The 14,077-nt window shown below is 57.3% G+C and carries 11 protein-coding genes; 8 read left to right on the top strand and 3 right to left on the bottom strand.

Annotated elements, in window-relative coordinates:
- Positions 1–90 precede the first annotated feature (90 nt).
- Complete coding sequence (locus tag VVR27_RS08800; RefSeq protein ID WP_368548009.1) at positions 91–609, bottom strand: type I restriction-modification system subunit M N-terminal domain-containing protein; 519 nt, start codon at positions 607–609, stop codon at positions 91–93.
- 172 nt (positions 610–781) lie between these two features.
- Here VVR27_RS08800 and VVR27_RS08795 point away from each other — a divergent pair, with 172 nt between their 5' ends.
- Positions 782–1,507 carry a phosphatidylcholine/phosphatidylserine synthase gene (locus VVR27_RS08795; protein WP_368548008.1) on the top strand — a complete coding sequence of 242 codons (726 nt, stop codon included), beginning with the start codon at positions 782–784 and terminating at the stop codon, positions 1,505–1,507.
- Positions 1,508–1,583: 76 nt separating this feature from the next.
- Here the strand turns inward: VVR27_RS08795 and VVR27_RS08790 are convergent, their stop codons facing one another.
- Positions 1,584–2,486: a LysR substrate-binding domain-containing protein gene (locus tag VVR27_RS08790; RefSeq protein WP_368548007.1), complete on the bottom strand. Its 903-nt coding sequence runs from the start codon at positions 2,484–2,486 to the stop codon at positions 1,584–1,586.
- Between the two features lie 161 nt (positions 2,487–2,647).
- Between VVR27_RS08790 and VVR27_RS08785 the strand changes: the two genes are divergently transcribed.
- From VVR27_RS08785 to VVR27_RS08765, 5 genes are all read left to right on the top strand, one after another.
- Positions 2,648–6,130 (top strand): bifunctional proline dehydrogenase/L-glutamate gamma-semialdehyde dehydrogenase, encoded by a 3,483-nt coding sequence (locus tag VVR27_RS08785; protein WP_368548006.1) that lies wholly within the window; start codon positions 2,648–2,650, stop codon positions 6,128–6,130.
- A gap of 252 nt (positions 6,131–6,382) precedes the next feature.
- Positions 6,383–6,769 carry a glycine cleavage system protein GcvH gene (gene gcvH, locus VVR27_RS08780; protein ID WP_346871621.1) on the top strand — a complete coding sequence of 129 codons (387 nt, stop codon included), beginning with the start codon at positions 6,383–6,385 and terminating at the stop codon, positions 6,767–6,769.
- A gap of 252 nt (positions 6,770–7,021) precedes the next feature.
- Positions 7,022–7,462 (top strand): FHA domain-containing protein, encoded by a 441-nt coding sequence (locus VVR27_RS08775; RefSeq protein ID WP_368548005.1) that lies wholly within the window; start codon positions 7,022–7,024, stop codon positions 7,460–7,462.
- A complete protein-coding gene (locus tag VVR27_RS08770; RefSeq protein ID WP_368548004.1) occupies positions 7,462–8,175 on the top strand; it encodes a MerR family transcriptional regulator in 714 nt (237 codons plus the stop codon). Before VVR27_RS08775 ends, VVR27_RS08770 begins: the two co-directional genes overlap by 1 nt.
- Before the next feature lie 246 nt (positions 8,176–8,421).
- The gene (locus VVR27_RS08765) at positions 8,422–9,012 is read left to right on the top strand and encodes a MerR family transcriptional regulator (RefSeq protein WP_368548003.1); all 591 of its coding nucleotides are present in this window, start codon (positions 8,422–8,424) and stop codon (positions 9,010–9,012) included.
- Positions 9,013–9,086: 74 nt separating this feature from the next.
- On the opposite strand, the gene VVR27_RS08760 is transcribed toward VVR27_RS08765, so the two are convergent.
- Positions 9,087–9,905 (bottom strand): ParA family protein, encoded by an 819-nt coding sequence (locus tag VVR27_RS08760; protein ID WP_368548002.1) that lies wholly within the window; start codon positions 9,903–9,905, stop codon positions 9,087–9,089.
- Between the two features lie 300 nt (positions 9,906–10,205).
- Here VVR27_RS08760 and VVR27_RS08755 point away from each other — a divergent pair, with 300 nt between their 5' ends.
- Positions 10,206–13,655 (top strand): pyruvate carboxylase, encoded by a 3,450-nt coding sequence (locus tag VVR27_RS08755; RefSeq protein WP_368548001.1) that lies wholly within the window; start codon positions 10,206–10,208, stop codon positions 13,653–13,655.
- Positions 13,656–13,807: 152 nt separating this feature from the next.
- Complete coding sequence (locus VVR27_RS08750; RefSeq protein WP_368548000.1) at positions 13,808–14,026, top strand: hypothetical protein; 219 nt, start codon at positions 13,808–13,810, stop codon at positions 14,024–14,026.
- Positions 14,027–14,077 lie beyond the last annotated feature (51 nt).

Here is a 14,077-nt window from a genome sequence, read left to right as displayed (position 1 = left end):
AGAGTTAGAGCGCGGTTAGGGGCCTCAGCGCCGCCCGGCCCGGTTTCCATTGTTGTTCCTTTGTTTATGGGCAAGCATTTTTAGATAAAATCATATTTCATTAGATGCCTCCGCGAACTTACGGATAAGCTCCTCAAAGATGTTGCCCATCTGCTCATTGCTGACCTTGCTGGGGTGCAGGTCCACCTTAGAGAAGTGCAACATGACCTGGTAGAGCAGGTCATTGGCTTCGAGGTCTGCGATGGTGTCCTCAAACTTATACTTCTCAAAAATGTCCCGCACGTTCTCAGAGAAACGGTTGATGTAATCGCGCAGATTGAGCGCTAGGGTATCTGGGTTGGTAGTGATGGTGCTCAGATTGTGGCGCGATAGGTTGTAAAAACTGTAGTCATGGTTAGCCCGCGCCGGCAGCATAGCGGTGGGTGCCCCGTCCAGCTCATAGCCAGCGGCAGCTTTAAGCACCTTATCCTTGGTAGGAGCCAGCGTGGCGTCCAAACGGAAAAGCACCGTAAACGGCAAAATAATCTGCCCATACTGATGCTGCTTATAGGTACCGCGAAGCACATCAGCAACATTCCAAATGAACTGCGAATAATTCAAAGACGACACAGAAAATCCTCTAGCTAACTGCCAGCCCCAGGTGAGGAGCCTTACACACGATTGTAAAGGAGAGCCCCGGCCAGAACCCGACGAAAACCCACCCTTGCACCGCGAAAAGGCTAGAGTAGGAACTTACCCCTTGAATCCTGCGTCTAAATAAGCCGCATACGAAAGGACATCCGTGCCCACTGCACCTCAGAGCACCGCCACTCAGCGCGCCGCTGCCTGGTTCGTCCATGCCTTCACCCTCTCAGGGTTAGCCTGGGCAACCCTAGCAACCCTCGCCCTTATTGAAGGCGACTACACCGCCATGTGGCTCTGGCTCGGCGTCGCCCTAGTCGTGGACTCCGTCGATGGGACCATGGCACGAAAAGCCCGCGTTAAAGAAGTGCTGCCCTGGTTCGACGGGGGAATCGTTGACATCGCCGTTGATTATCTGACCTGGACCTTCATCCCAGCCCTCTTCATGTACCTGGCGCTACCTCTAGGGCCAAAGCCTCTGGCCTTAGCGCTGGTTATTCTGATCCTGGTATCCTCCATGTTCTGCTACGCTAACCAACACTGGAAGTCCAGCGACTACTACTTCGTGGGTTTCCCCGCTGCCTGGAACATTGTGGCGGTCTTCATGTACGTGATGGGTACCGGTACCATCTTCAACGTCATCGCTGTGCTGGTACTCGCGGTGCTTACTCTGACTCCCACCTACTACACCCACCCCTTTAGGGTGAAGAGGTTCATGGCGGTCAATATCGTTGCCATTACCCTCTGGCTTGCCGCCACCGCCTACTTGGTCGCCCTAGCACCCGAGCGTCCGCTCTGGGCTCTGATTGCTTTCTGGGTAACGGGTGGCTGGTTTGCTCTCACCTGCGCTTGGCGCACCATTGCCGGCACTGACCGGCACCAGTAATACCCGAAGGGTATGACCGCTGACTTTGAAGAGATGGTGTTGCTGGAGGGCTAACTGCGAGCCTCAGAGTTTGTGCTTAGTGGGGAGCGCTATTCACCGCGTGCCGCAAAGCCTCTTTAACTGCCTTAATGGCAGGTTGCTCTGCGCTCTCGGACCGCACGGTCACAAAAATCTTGCGCTTGGGGCTCCCGGGTAAAGGTAATACCGTCACCGAATCCGCTTCGGCACTCCTGGGTAGGTTGGCCAGAGCAAAGCCCGGCAGGACGGCGGCAGCTCCCGCCGCTGCCAGCTGCAGGTGAGTGCCCAGATCGTCCATGACGTAGCGAACCTGAGGCTCAAACCCTGCTGCCCTGCACTGGTCAATGGCCCACACTCGGGAAGTGTTATGTTTACCTTCAAAAACCCAGGGCAGGTGAGCAGCCCCAGCTAGGTCTTCCACCCCAGAATCAGCCGCAACCACCAGATGAAGAGTGTCGTGGGTCAGCAGCTCAGAAGTGAGCTCCGCATGCTCGGGGATGAAGCGGTGGGGGTAGGACTCTGAAATCACCATGTCGAACTCGCGGCTACGCGTCAGAATGAGGCCGGTCTCAGGGTTAATCTGCACCGCGTGAAGTTCCACCTGGGGCGCGTCTTCTGCCAGGTAGTCTAGCGCCCCGGGCAGCAGAGCCTGCGCTGCAGACTGAAATATTGCTAGGCGCACCTGCCCGGCAGGGGTGCCCTCCAAAAGGGAAATACGCGTGCGAGCGGCGTCCAACTCTGAGAGCACATTGCGAGTACTTTCAGCCAAAATTAGCGCCTCAGTGGTCAGCTCAACGTGCCTGCCCACCTTGCGCAGCAGGGGAGCGCCCACTTCTTTTTCAAGAGTGGAGAGCTGCTGCGAGACTGCTGATGAGGTGAGGTGCAGTGCCTTGGCGGCTGCGGCCAGTGTCCCTCGCTCGTGAATTTCAAGCAACATGGCGAGGCGGCGCAGATCAAACATGGGAAGCCCTCCTTATGGTGTCATTACAATTTAGCAAATCTAAATCAAATACATCAAGAAGATTCACTTTTTCTAATAGTGTTTTACTAACCTAAACATGGTGAAATGGGTAACAAGTGCCAAGTTGTGCGCACACCGCGCATCCTAGAGGAGGTCCTACTATGGCCCAGCCGTTCGCTGATGAACGCCACCAGAAACTAGCCATCCAAGCAACCGAACTCGTTGCCCAGTGGGTCAAAGAAGCCCAGAATATTTCTGCAGACCCCGCCGCAGAAAAACTAGCTGGCGTCCTCAAAGACCCCAACGGTCTCGACTTCACCGTGGGCTTCGTAGACGGCGTTGTGCGCCCTGAAGATCAGAGCGTTGCCGGTAAAAACCTAGAACGCATTGCCCCCATCGTCCCGTCCTTCCTCCCCTGCTATATGAAGGCAGCCGTAGGCGTCGGCGGCAAGCTAGCTGGTAAGGTCTCCTGGCCTACCGTGCCCATCGCACGCACCGTGCTGCGCCAGATGGTTGGCCACCTGATTGTGGACGCCCGTGATGAGAAGCTTGGCCCCGCCATCAAGCACCTGACCGCTAGCGGCAACAAGCTCAACATCAACCTGCTCGGTGAAGCAGTGCTGGGTGACCGCGAAGCGGAACGCCGTTTGAGTGAAACCAAGCGTCTGCTGGCCCGCGATGACGTTGACTACGTATCCATCAAGGTTTCCTCTGTGTCAGGCCCCCACTCTCACTGGGCCTTTGATGAGATCGTTGAACAAGCCGTCATCCGCCTGACCCCGCTCTACGAGCTGGCAGCTAACTCTGCCCAGAAGAAATTCATCAACCTGGATATGGAAGAGTACAAGGATCTGGATATGACCATTGCGGTCTTCACCAAGATTCTGGATCAGCCCCAGCTCAAGCACCTTGAAGCCGGTATCGTTCTTCAAGCCTACCTACCCGATACCCTGGCCGCCATGCAGCACCTGCAGAAATGGGCTGCCCAGCGCGTAGCCACCGGTGGTGCCCGCATCAAGGTTCGCCTGGTAAAGGGCGCCAACCTCTCTATGGAAAAGGTAGAGGCAGCGGTTCACGGCTGGCCCCTAACCACCTGCAACTCCAAGCAGGAATCAGACACTAACTACAAGCGCATCCTCGACTATGCGCTCAAACCCGAGCACACCAAGAACGTCCGCCTGGGCGTAGCTGGCCACAACCTCTTTGATGTTGCCTTCGCCCTGCTCCTGGCAGAAGACCGCGGTGTTGCCCGCGACGTCGAGTTCGAAATGCTCATCGGTATGGCCTCCCAGCAAGCTGAGGTCATTCGCCAGCGCGTCGGTCACCTGCTGCTCTACACCCCCGTGGTGCGCCCCGAAGAATTCGATGTCGCTATCTCCTACCTGGTGCGCCGCCTCGAAGAGAATGCATCCAGCGAGAACTTCATGAGCGCTGTCTTCGACCTGGACTCATCGCCAGCTCTCTTCGAGCGTGAGAAGCAGCGCTTCTTGGCTTCACTGGCAGACGTCACCGATGAGGTTCAGCCCCCACAGCGCACGCAGAACCGCCTGACCGAAACCGAAGACACCGTCTTCACGCCCGCCGGTGACTTCGAGAACACCCCGGATACCGACTCCGCGCTCGCCGCTAACCGCGAGTGGGGCCGGGCTATTCTGGAACGCTCAGCGACCACCCGCATCGGCATCGACACCCTGGCTGATAATGAGCTAGGCTCGGCAGAACAGGCTGATGATCTAGTCGCAGATACCCTGACCGCCGGTGCCGAATGGGGCGCCCGTCCCGCCAGCGAACGCGCCGCGATTCTGCGCAAGGTCGCAGTCGGTTTGGCAGTTCGCCGCGGTGACTTTATGGAAATCATGGCGTACGAAGCCGGCAAGACCCTGGACCAGGGCGATGTTGAGGTTTCTGAGGCCGTTGACTTTGCGTACTACTACGCCAAGCTGGCAGAACGACTAGATGAGATGGACGGCGCGCGCCCCGTGCCCGCCAAGCTCACTCTGGTGATTCCACCCTGGAACTTCCCCACAGCTATCCCCGTTGGCGGTGTGATTGCCTCCTTGGCAGCCGGTTCCGGTGTGATCTTTAAGCCCGCCTCCAACACCGCCCGCATCGGCGCCCTCATCGCTGAGGTGCTGTGGGAATCTGGCGTGCCCCGCGACGTACTGCGCCTCGTCAAGGTCACCGACCGCGATGCTGGCTCCACAATGATTGCAGATCCCCGCGTTGATCGACTGATTCTGACCGGTGGCTACGAGACCGCTGAGATGTTCCGTTCCTGGCGCAAGGACCTACCGCTTTTCGGTGAGACATCGGGCAAGAACTCCATCATCGTCACCCCCAACGCTGACCTCGATTTGGCGGTCAAGGACGTCGTTGCCTCCGCCTTTGGCCACGCAGGCCAGAAGTGCTCAGCAGCCTCCACCGTGATTCTGGTCGGTAGCGTAGGGGAGTCCAAGCGCTTCTACAACCAGCTGGTAGACGCCGTGAAGTCACTGCACGTGGCTCACCCGCAGGACATCGCCTCAGAAATGGGCCCGGTTATCGAGGTGCCCGAGGGCAAGCTCAAGCGCGGCCTCACCACCTTAGGTGAAGGTGAAACCTGGGTCATCAAGCCCCAGCAGCTCGATGAAACCGGCCGACTCTGGTCACCCGGCGTCCGCGCAGGAGTGAAGCCCGGCAGTGAATACCACCTGACCGAATACTTCGGTCCCATTTTGGGCGTCATGAAGGCAAAAACCCTAGAAGAAGCCATTGAGCTGCAGAACGCCACCGACTACGGCCTCACCGCCGGTCTGCACTCACTGGATTCCAAAGAACTTGCCTTCTGGCTCTCCAAAGTTCAGGCAGGTAACACCTACGTCAACCGCGGCATTACCGGCGCTATCGTTCAGCGTCAGCCTTTCGGCGGCTGGAAGAAGTCAACCGTCGGCTCAGGCACTAAGGCTGGCGGTCCCAACTACCTGGTAGCACTAACCGACTGGGTCAGCGAGCCCTCGACCGCTACCACTGCCCCCCATAAAACAGAGGTACGCGAAATCCTGGCAGCCCTGCGTGAACCCACCGCCACCAACGATGGCGGCATCGAGTTCCTCACCCGCTCAGCCAGCTCAGACGCCGCAGCATGGGCCACCGAGTTCGGTGTGGGGCATGATCCCAGCAACCTGGGCGTTGAGCGCAACATTCTACGTTATCTGCCCACCGTCGTTCAGGTGCGCCTGGACTCCACGGGCAGTATGGATCACGCCATCCGTGTGCTGCTGGCGGGCATAGCGGCCGGGGCGAAGATTGAGTTCAGCACCGCTCTTGCTCTGCCTGTGGCAGTGCGCGACGCCGTCACCTCAGCCGGGGTCACAATCATCGAGCAGAGCGATGCAGACTACCGCGCTTCCCTGCAACGCATTGCTAAGGCAACTACTCAGGATCTGGAAGGAACCTCCTTAGAAGGTGCCCGTATTCGCTACATCGGTGATGATTCCACCTCACTCTACGAAGCTCTGGACGGACGCCCCGATATCGCGGTTTACTTCCAGCCCGTGACCGAGGCAGGACGTATCGAGATGCTGCCCTTCCTGCGTGAGCAGGCAGTGTCTATCACCGCCCACCGCTTTGGTAACCCCGACAAGTTCTCAGAGAAGGTCATCTAGGGTTCAGACTGCCATAAGGTAGATGCCGCCTTTCGCGCCGCTGCTCAACCAGCAGGGGAGTGAGGGGCGGCTTCTTTATTCTCTTTTCTGGCCACCGGTAGGCAACACGGTGTCTTGCGTTACGTTCACTATCGGCTGTGTCATAGAATAAGAGGTAAGAAGCCGTTGCTCCCTCGCGATGGTTTCAATCCTAAACTTTCGAGTTTCACGCGCCTCGATCGGCATCTTTCACAACAGAAAAGGAAATCTCCGATGAGCAACATTCCTGCAGAACTCAAGTACACCAAAGAACACGAGTGGGTGAGCGCACTCACCGCTGATGGTACCGTGCGTATCGGTGTCACCGATCATGCTCAGGACGCCCTGGGCGACGTTGTCTACGTTGACTTGCCCGAGGTGGGCGGAACCCTGGAGGCCGACGCTACCTTTGGCGAGATCGAATCCACCAAGAGTGTTTCTGATCTGTTCGCTCCTATCAACGGTGAAGTCGTTGCTATTAACGAGGAGCTTGAAGCGGCGCCCGAGACTGTAAACTCAGACCCCTATGGCGCGGGTTGGCTCATTGAGGTTCGCCCTGCTGACGCAGCCGATCTCGAAAACCTAATGTCTGCAGCTGATTACGAGGCTGAGACCGCCTAGTCAAGGGAGATCTCTTCCCCGAGCCACCGCCAAAAGCGGTGGCTCTTTTCTTGTCCGGGCGCTGATAGGTTTCCGTTTGTAAAAAATCTGCCCAGAAAGCGGTGTGAATGGGGCAATAATCAGGGGTTCTGGCTAAGATTAAACAAACGGTTCACTGTTTACCATTTTGTGACCTTTGAACCAGCCTGAAACCCCCTCGCTTCGCGTATGTTCCCATACCGAACAGAGATCTACTACATCAAGGACCCCAGCATGTCCCACCACGAAGCGCACCCTTCCACCACCACTATCCCGCTGTCCATTTCTGATATTGCTAGTTCACACAACCCCACTGATGAAGAGCTGTCGGTTATCGCTACCCTGCCCGGCGGTTCAGCTGTGCTCATCGGCATTGATGGTCAGTTCAAAGGTGCACGTTTCTTGCTCACCGCCGATTCTGATGAAAGTGGCGCAGTAGAGCCCATTATTGCTGGCCGTAGCCCCGAATCTGATATTTACCTGGACGACGTTACGGTTTCACGCCGCCACGCTCTGTTTATTCCCAACGCAGGTAGCTTCATTCTGACTGACGCTGACTCACTGAACGGCACCTACGTCAACGGTGATCGAGTCGATGAGGCCTACCTTAAGAACGGCGATGAAGTGCACATCGGCAAGTTCCACTTTGCTTTCTACTTGGGCACGGGGCGGTAATGGCCGGCGAATCAGTTCAAACTGAGCTAGCTGATGGGCAGGTCAAAAATAAGACAATTGGCCAGGTTCTCGCTGCTCTTGAGTCTGACTTTCCCGGTATTAGCGCCTCAAAAATCCGCTTCCTGGAAGACAAGGGCTTGGTGAGTCCCCAGCGCACCAATACCGGCTACCGCAAGTATTCGGCCCAAGACATCGAGCGACTACGCTACGTTTTAGAGCTGCAGCGCGATCAGTATCTCCCTCTCAAGGTGATTAGGGAGCGCTTGGCTAATCTGGACGCTGGCAAGGTGCAGGTTGCTGATTCCGAGGTTGAAGTTGTAGAAGCTCAAACTGCTGAGACTTCTGCGCCTTCCCGCACTTTCACCCTGCGTGAGTTGGGGCAGGAGGCAGAGGTTGATATGCCGCTGCTTCGTGAGCTCATGAAGTATGGCCTACTCTTAGAGAATAAAGATGCCTACGATGAATATGACCTAGCGGTTACTAAGGTCTGTAATCAGCTGACCGCTCACGGCCTGCACCCTCGCCACCTGCGGGCTTTTAGGGCTGCAGCTGATCGTGAGGTTGATCTGGTGGAAACCGCGGTGGGGCCGCTTGCCCTGCGTAAGGATGAGACATCCCGTGCTCGAGCAGCTGAACTAGCGGGGGATATCGCTCAGCTCTTATTGCGCCTGCATATGGGTCTGGTTGCTGGCTCAATGCCTACGTACGAGTAGGTTACTGCTACTGAGGGAAGAATCTCCTTGATCACCCCTCTTGGGGTGCCGTGGGCGCAGTCTGGCTTGATGACGAGAACCATGTTAAAACGCCGTGCTGAGCTAGGGCGCTTTAAACCGGAAAATGCGTGTGCGCCGGGTAGGATAGGTACAGTTCAAATCGTTGTAGAGGAAGGAATCACTGTTATCGTGAAGCATCATGACCCAACAGTAGAGCATAGCGCGCTGCGAGGCGTACCTTCTTCTATGGACCAACCGCTGCTAGGTTTTGATGAAGTGCTCCACCGCGCTTCTCCCGTAGGCCAGCAAGGTGTTCTCTTCGATGACCCCGTCTCGTTGGTGGATGAAAACCTGGGCTACCGCGGGCCCACTGCTTGCAAGGCTGCCGGTATCACCTATCGTCAGCTGGACTACTGGGCACGCACCCAGCTGGTGGAACCTACCGTCCGGTCGGCTAAGGGCTCGGGCTCTCAGCGTCTTTATTCTTTCCGCGATGTTTTGGTGCTCAAAATTGTTAAGCGCCTACTAGACACCGGCGTTTCCCTTCAGCAGATTCGCACCTCGGTAGAGCACCTGCGTACTCGCGGGGTAGAGGATCTCGCCGGCATTACTCTGATGTCAGACGGTGCTAGCGTTTATGAGTGCACTTCAGCCTCGGAAGTTATCGACCTAGTCCAGGCAGGGCAGGGCGTTTTCGGTATTGCTATTGGCAGGGTATGGCGTGAGCTTGAAATATCGCTCAGCGAGCTACCGGGTGAAAACACTGCCGTTGAAGAAGCCAGCACCGAGATTCATGATGAACTTTCCGCGCGGCGAGCCCGCAAGGCTGGCGCATAAACTTTTCTCAGCTTAAAAAGGTCGAGGGCCCCTCTCTAAAAAGAGGGGCCCTCGGTGTTGGGTGGGCGCTGAGCCTATTCTGCCGTTATGCCTAATGCTTGCTGAGGGAAGAGCCCCTGTAGAAGGTGTGTAAAAGCGGACGCGAGTGGCTGAGCTTCTGCTTCAGGCCAGTAGTGCACCGGGTAGGCCGATCCCTGAATTCTTTGCAGTATGGGGGCATCGGGCAGGGTGGTTGAAGCAACCAGGTCCCCAAAGAGGGTGCGCATTTCTTCGGTGCGATAATCGTGCTCGGGGTCTGAGTCGCGCACCTTGTTGACCACAATAGAAGCTGAGTTCACAGCGTATTCGGTGTTAGCTTCAAACCTGGCAATCGCTCGAAGGGTGCGCTCTGAACCGGCAACGGAAAAGAGTGAGGGCTCAGCTACTGAAATGACTCTATCGCTGGCAGCCCATGCCATTTCGGTGAGCCGACCTAGGGTGGGCGGGCAGTCGATGAGGATCAGGTCAAAGATATCGCGGACGCCCACTAGCAGGTTACTGAGCAAGGGGAGCGTTACCTGAGAATCGAGGGATTCTAACGCTGTTGAGCGGGCGGAACCGCGAACAACCCACACCCCGGCGTCCAAACCCGTGCTCGAGGCGTTACCTAGACTGCCCAGTGAAACCCAGCTGCAGGCTACCAGCTCATCATCAATCCCGGTCTCTCTCGGCTCCAGTAGTAACGAAGCGATATCGCGGCCCTGCTGGCTGCTCACACCAAGGCCGGTTGAGGCATCACCATGGGGATCGAGGTCAACCACCAGCACCCTAAAACCAGAAGCCTGAGCTGCAGATGCTAGCCCCAGGGTAACGGATGTTTTACCCACCCCGCCCTTGAGGCTACTGATACTCACTATGCTTGCCAAATTGGTGTCTGCCTCTCACAAATGGTTATTAAGTCTTAGCTCTATGCTACCTAATAACCGCATCCTGCCTGGGGACAAGAGCAAAGCTGATGGTCAGGCCACAGATGTGTTCTATATTCAAGCATGTTATGAGCTTCACAATAAGCGGTTTCGTTACGCCCAACATGACCAAAAATGAGACAAAACTCGGGTAGAGCTTGCTCTGAGCTATATATTTGAGGTGTTCACACACACAGTCGTGGCTAAAGTTCCACTGGGACCCCAGGCAACGGAACGGAACGGAAAAATATGTTTTCAAAAGTTTTGGTCGCAAACCGCGGCGAAATCGCAATCCGCGCCTACCGCGCGGCTTACGAGCTCGGCGCTAAGACCGTTGGCGTATTCCCCTACGAAGACCGCCACTCCATTCACCGCCAGCAGGCAGATGAAGCCTACCCCATTGGCGAAGAAGGGCATCCCGTTCGGGCTTACCTGGATATTGATGAGATTATTCGTGTTGCCAAAGATGCCGGCGCGGATGCTATCTACCCCGGTTACGGTTTTCTCTCGGAGAACCCGGATTTAGCTCGTGCCGCTGCCGCTAACGGCATTACCTTTATCGGCCCGCCCCCGGAGGTGCTGGAACTTGCCGGTAATAAGGTCGAAGCACTCAAGGCTGCTCGCCGCGCCGGCATCCCCGTCCTGAAATCAACCGAGCCCAGCGCTGACGTTGAAAAGCTGCTGGTTGAAGCTGAAGAAATTGGTTTCCCCATCTTCGTCAAGGCTGTCGCTGGTGGTGGTGGCCGCGGTATGCGCCGCGTAGAAAAACGCGAAGACTTGCGGGCTTCCATGGAAGCCGCTATGCGCGAGGCTGAAACCGCCTTTGGTGACCCCACCGTCTTCCTTGAGCAGGCCGTACTGCGCCCCCGCCATATTGAGGTTCAGATCCTTGCTGATGGCGAAGGCAATATCGTGCACCTTTTTGAGCGTGACTGCTCCCTGCAGCGCCGCCACCAGAAGGTCGTTGAGATTGCACCTGCGCCTAACCTGGACGATGAGATCCGCCAGGCACTCTTCCGCGACGCGGTGAAATTTGCTAAAGAGCTGGGCTATGTCAACGCTGGCACCGTGGAGTTCCTGGTGGACACCGCCGGCGAGCGCGCTGGCCAGCACGTCTTTATCGAGATGAACCCCCGCATCCAGGTGGAGCACACCGTGACTGAAGAGGTCACCGATGTTGACCTGGTGCAGTCCCAGATGCGCATCGCAGCGGGAGAAACCCTCGAAGATTTGAACATCCGCCAGGATGAGCTACACGTCCGCGGCTTTGCGCTGCAGTCTCGCATCACCACCGAGGACCCCGCCAACGGCTTCCGCCCGGACGTCGGCAAGGTGACCTACTACCGCTCAGCAGGTGGCTCCGGCATCCGTCTAGATGGCGGTACCATCTACACCGGTGCTGAAATCTCACCCCACTTCGACTCTATGCTGGTGAAACTCACCTGCCGCGGTCGTACCTTTGAGGCAGCCGTCCAGCGAGCCTCCCGTGCACTGGCAGAGTTCCGTATTCGCGGTATCTCCACCAACATTCCCTTCATCCAGGCAGTGTTGCAGGACCCCACCTTCCGTGCCGGCGATGTCTCCACCCCCTTCATCGATGAGCACCCTGAGCTGTTGACCAAGAAGCCCTCGGCTGACCGCGGCACCAAGGCTCTACAGTACCTGGCCAACATCACCGTCAATAAGCCCCACGGTGAGCGTATTGAGGGTATCGACCCCCGCAAAAAGCTGCCCCGTTTCCCCGGCGATAAAGTTGAAGAGCCCTTCCGCTCACCCTTTGACGCCTCTGATCACCAGCCCCCTGCTGGCTGGCGACAGAAGCTTCTAGAGCTGGGCCCTGAGGGCTTTGCCAAGGCTGTTCGTGACACCCAGGAAGTACTGGTGACCGATACCACCTTCCGCGATGCCCACCAGTCCCTGCTGGCAACCCGTGTGCGTACCCGCGACCTGCTGGCAGCGGCACCCGCGGTAGCCCACACCATCCCGCAGCTCTTCTCGGTTGAAGCCTGGGGCGGTGCAACCTATGACGTTGCTCTGCGCTTCCTCTCAGAGGATCCCTGGGAGCGCCTGGCTCACCTGCGTGAGGCTATGCCCAACCTGCCCATCCAGATGCTGCTGCGCGGCCGCAATACCGTGGGCTACACCCCGTACCCCACCGAGGTCACCGACGCTTTCGTCAAGGAAGCAGCAGAAACCGGCGTCGATATCTTCCGCATCTTTGACTCGCTCAATGATGTCTCACAGATGACCCCGGCGATTAAGGCTGTGCGTGCTACCGGCACCGCGGTGGCTGAAGTAGCTATCTGCTACACCGGTGACATGCTCTCACCCGATGAGAAGACCTACACCTTGGATTACTACCTCGACCTTGCTGACCAGGTAGTTGAAGCAGGTGCCCACATCCTTGCTATCAAGGACATGGCCGGTCTTCTGCGTCCTGAAGCAGCCCGCCGCCTGGTGACCGCCCTGCGTGAGCGTTTTGACCTGCCGGTTCACCTGCACACCCATGACACCGCCGGTGGCCAGGTGGGCACCCTGCTCGCAGCGGTTGAAGCCGGTGTGGACGTCGTGGACGTGGCAAGTGCCTCCATGGCTGGTACCACCTCCCAGCCCTCTTTCTCAGCTCTCGTTGGTGCACTTCAGTACACCGACCGTGACACCGGTATTTCGCTGGAAGCAGCCTGCGCTCTGGAACCCTACTGGGAAGCTTTGCGCGCCATCTACAAGCCCTTCGAGATGGGTCTGAGCTCACCAACCGGCCGTGTTTACACCCACGAGATTCCCGGCGGGCAGCTCTCTAACCTGCGTGCCCAGGCAAATGCACTGGGGCTGGGGGAACGCTTCGAAGATATCGAAGATATGTACGCTGCCGCTGACCGCATGCTGGGTCATATCGTCAAGGTAACCCCTTCATCCAAGGTAGTGGGCGATCTTGCCCTGCAGCTGGTAGGTATGGGCGTCTCACCCGAGGACTTCGAGAAGGACCCACAGAAGTTCGATGTGCCTGACTCGGTCATCGGCTTTTTGAACGGCGAGCTGGGCACTCCGCCCGCAGGCTGGCCTGAGCCCTTCCGTACCCGCGCTCTGGAGGGTCGCAAGCTGTCCAAGCCTTCGGTCAACGAGCTTTCAGCTGAAGACCTGGCAGCTCTTGAGGGTGACTCTGAGGGTCGCCGATCAACCCTGAATCGTCTGCTCTTCCCGGCTCCCACCCGCGAGTTTGAGAAGACCCGTGAGGAGTTCGGCGATGTGTCTATTCTGCACACCCGCGACTTCCTTTACGGCATGATGCTCAAGCGCGAGCACGTGATTTCGCTGGGCAAGGGCGTTCGTCTGATTGCTACCCTGCAAGCGATTTCTGAGGCTGACGAAAAGGGGATGCGCGAGGTTATGTGCACCCTCAACGGCCAGCAGCGCACCGTCAAAGTGCGTGATAACTCGATTGAATCTAACGTTAAGGAAGCCGAGAAGGCGGATGCGTCAAACTCCGGCCATATCGCAGCACCCTTCGCCGGTGGCGTCACCATCACCGCTAAGCCAGGGGATGAGATTGCTGTGGGCGACCAGGTCGCAACCATTGAGGCGATGAAGATGGAAGCGTCTATTACCTCACCGGTAGCTGGCACCGTTGAGCGCATCGTCTACAACGATGTAGCCCAGGTAGCTGGCGGTGACCTGTTGATCGTGGTCAACGTCAAGTAACACCGGCCCTTTGCCAAAGCCCTGCTCTCACCTTCATCCGAAGGTAGGAGCAGGGCTTTTGCTTTATGTTCCCGTTTCCCGTGTCCCGAGGACCCACGCCAGGAAGCTGTGATTACCGTGAGGCGGGGGGAAGGAAAGGTAGGGTAGTGGCTATGAATCCTACACATTTGATAATTATTGGTTTTGGCGCCCTGCTAATTATTGTGGCAGCCGTATTGCCGCAAGCCGGCTGGAACATCTACGTCATTGGCCTGGGTGTACTGCACGTACTGGTCGGGAACATATTGGTCTTCCGGCAGATGAAGCGCAACTTTGACCAGAACATGGCTGATGCTGACGCCCGCCTAGCAGAACGCAAAGAACAGCTCTAGCCTGCAGTTGATGAAGCTACCATAGTAGAGGGAGCCGGGAATGAAAGCTGC

Origin of the sequence: Rothia sp. LK2492 (assembly GCF_040946345.1) — a bacterium.
Taxonomy (GTDB): Bacteria; Actinomycetota; Actinomycetes; order Actinomycetales; family Micrococcaceae; genus Rothia; species Rothia endophytica.
The sequence above is the reverse complement of the archived record's forward strand: the minus strand, read 5'-3'. Positions and strand labels throughout refer to the sequence as shown.

What these genes read in the sequence shown, in the direction of transcription:
- VVR27_RS08765 (WP_368548003.1), top strand. Translation starts at nt 8,422, where the DNA reads ATGGACCAACCGCTGCTAGGTTTTGATGAAGTGCTCCACCGCGCTTCT.
- VVR27_RS08775 (WP_368548005.1), top strand. Translation starts at nt 7,022, where the DNA reads ATGTCCCACCACGAAGCGCACCCTTCCACCACCACTATCCCGCTGTCC.
- gcvH (WP_346871621.1), top strand. Translation starts at nt 6,383, where the DNA reads ATGAGCAACATTCCTGCAGAACTCAAGTACACCAAAGAACACGAGTGG.
- VVR27_RS08790 (WP_368548007.1), bottom strand. Translation starts at nt 2,486, where the DNA reads ATGTTTGATCTGCGCCGCCTCGCCATGTTGCTTGAAATTCACGAGCGA.
- VVR27_RS08755 (WP_368548001.1), top strand. Translation starts at nt 10,206, where the DNA reads ATGTTTTCAAAAGTTTTGGTCGCAAACCGCGGCGAAATCGCAATCCGC.
- VVR27_RS08750 (WP_368548000.1), top strand. Translation starts at nt 13,808, where the DNA reads ATGAATCCTACACATTTGATAATTATTGGTTTTGGCGCCCTGCTAATT.
- VVR27_RS08770 (WP_368548004.1), top strand. Translation starts at nt 7,462, where the DNA reads ATGGCCGGCGAATCAGTTCAAACTGAGCTAGCTGATGGGCAGGTCAAA.
- VVR27_RS08785 (WP_368548006.1), top strand. Translation starts at nt 2,648, where the DNA reads ATGGCCCAGCCGTTCGCTGATGAACGCCACCAGAAACTAGCCATCCAA.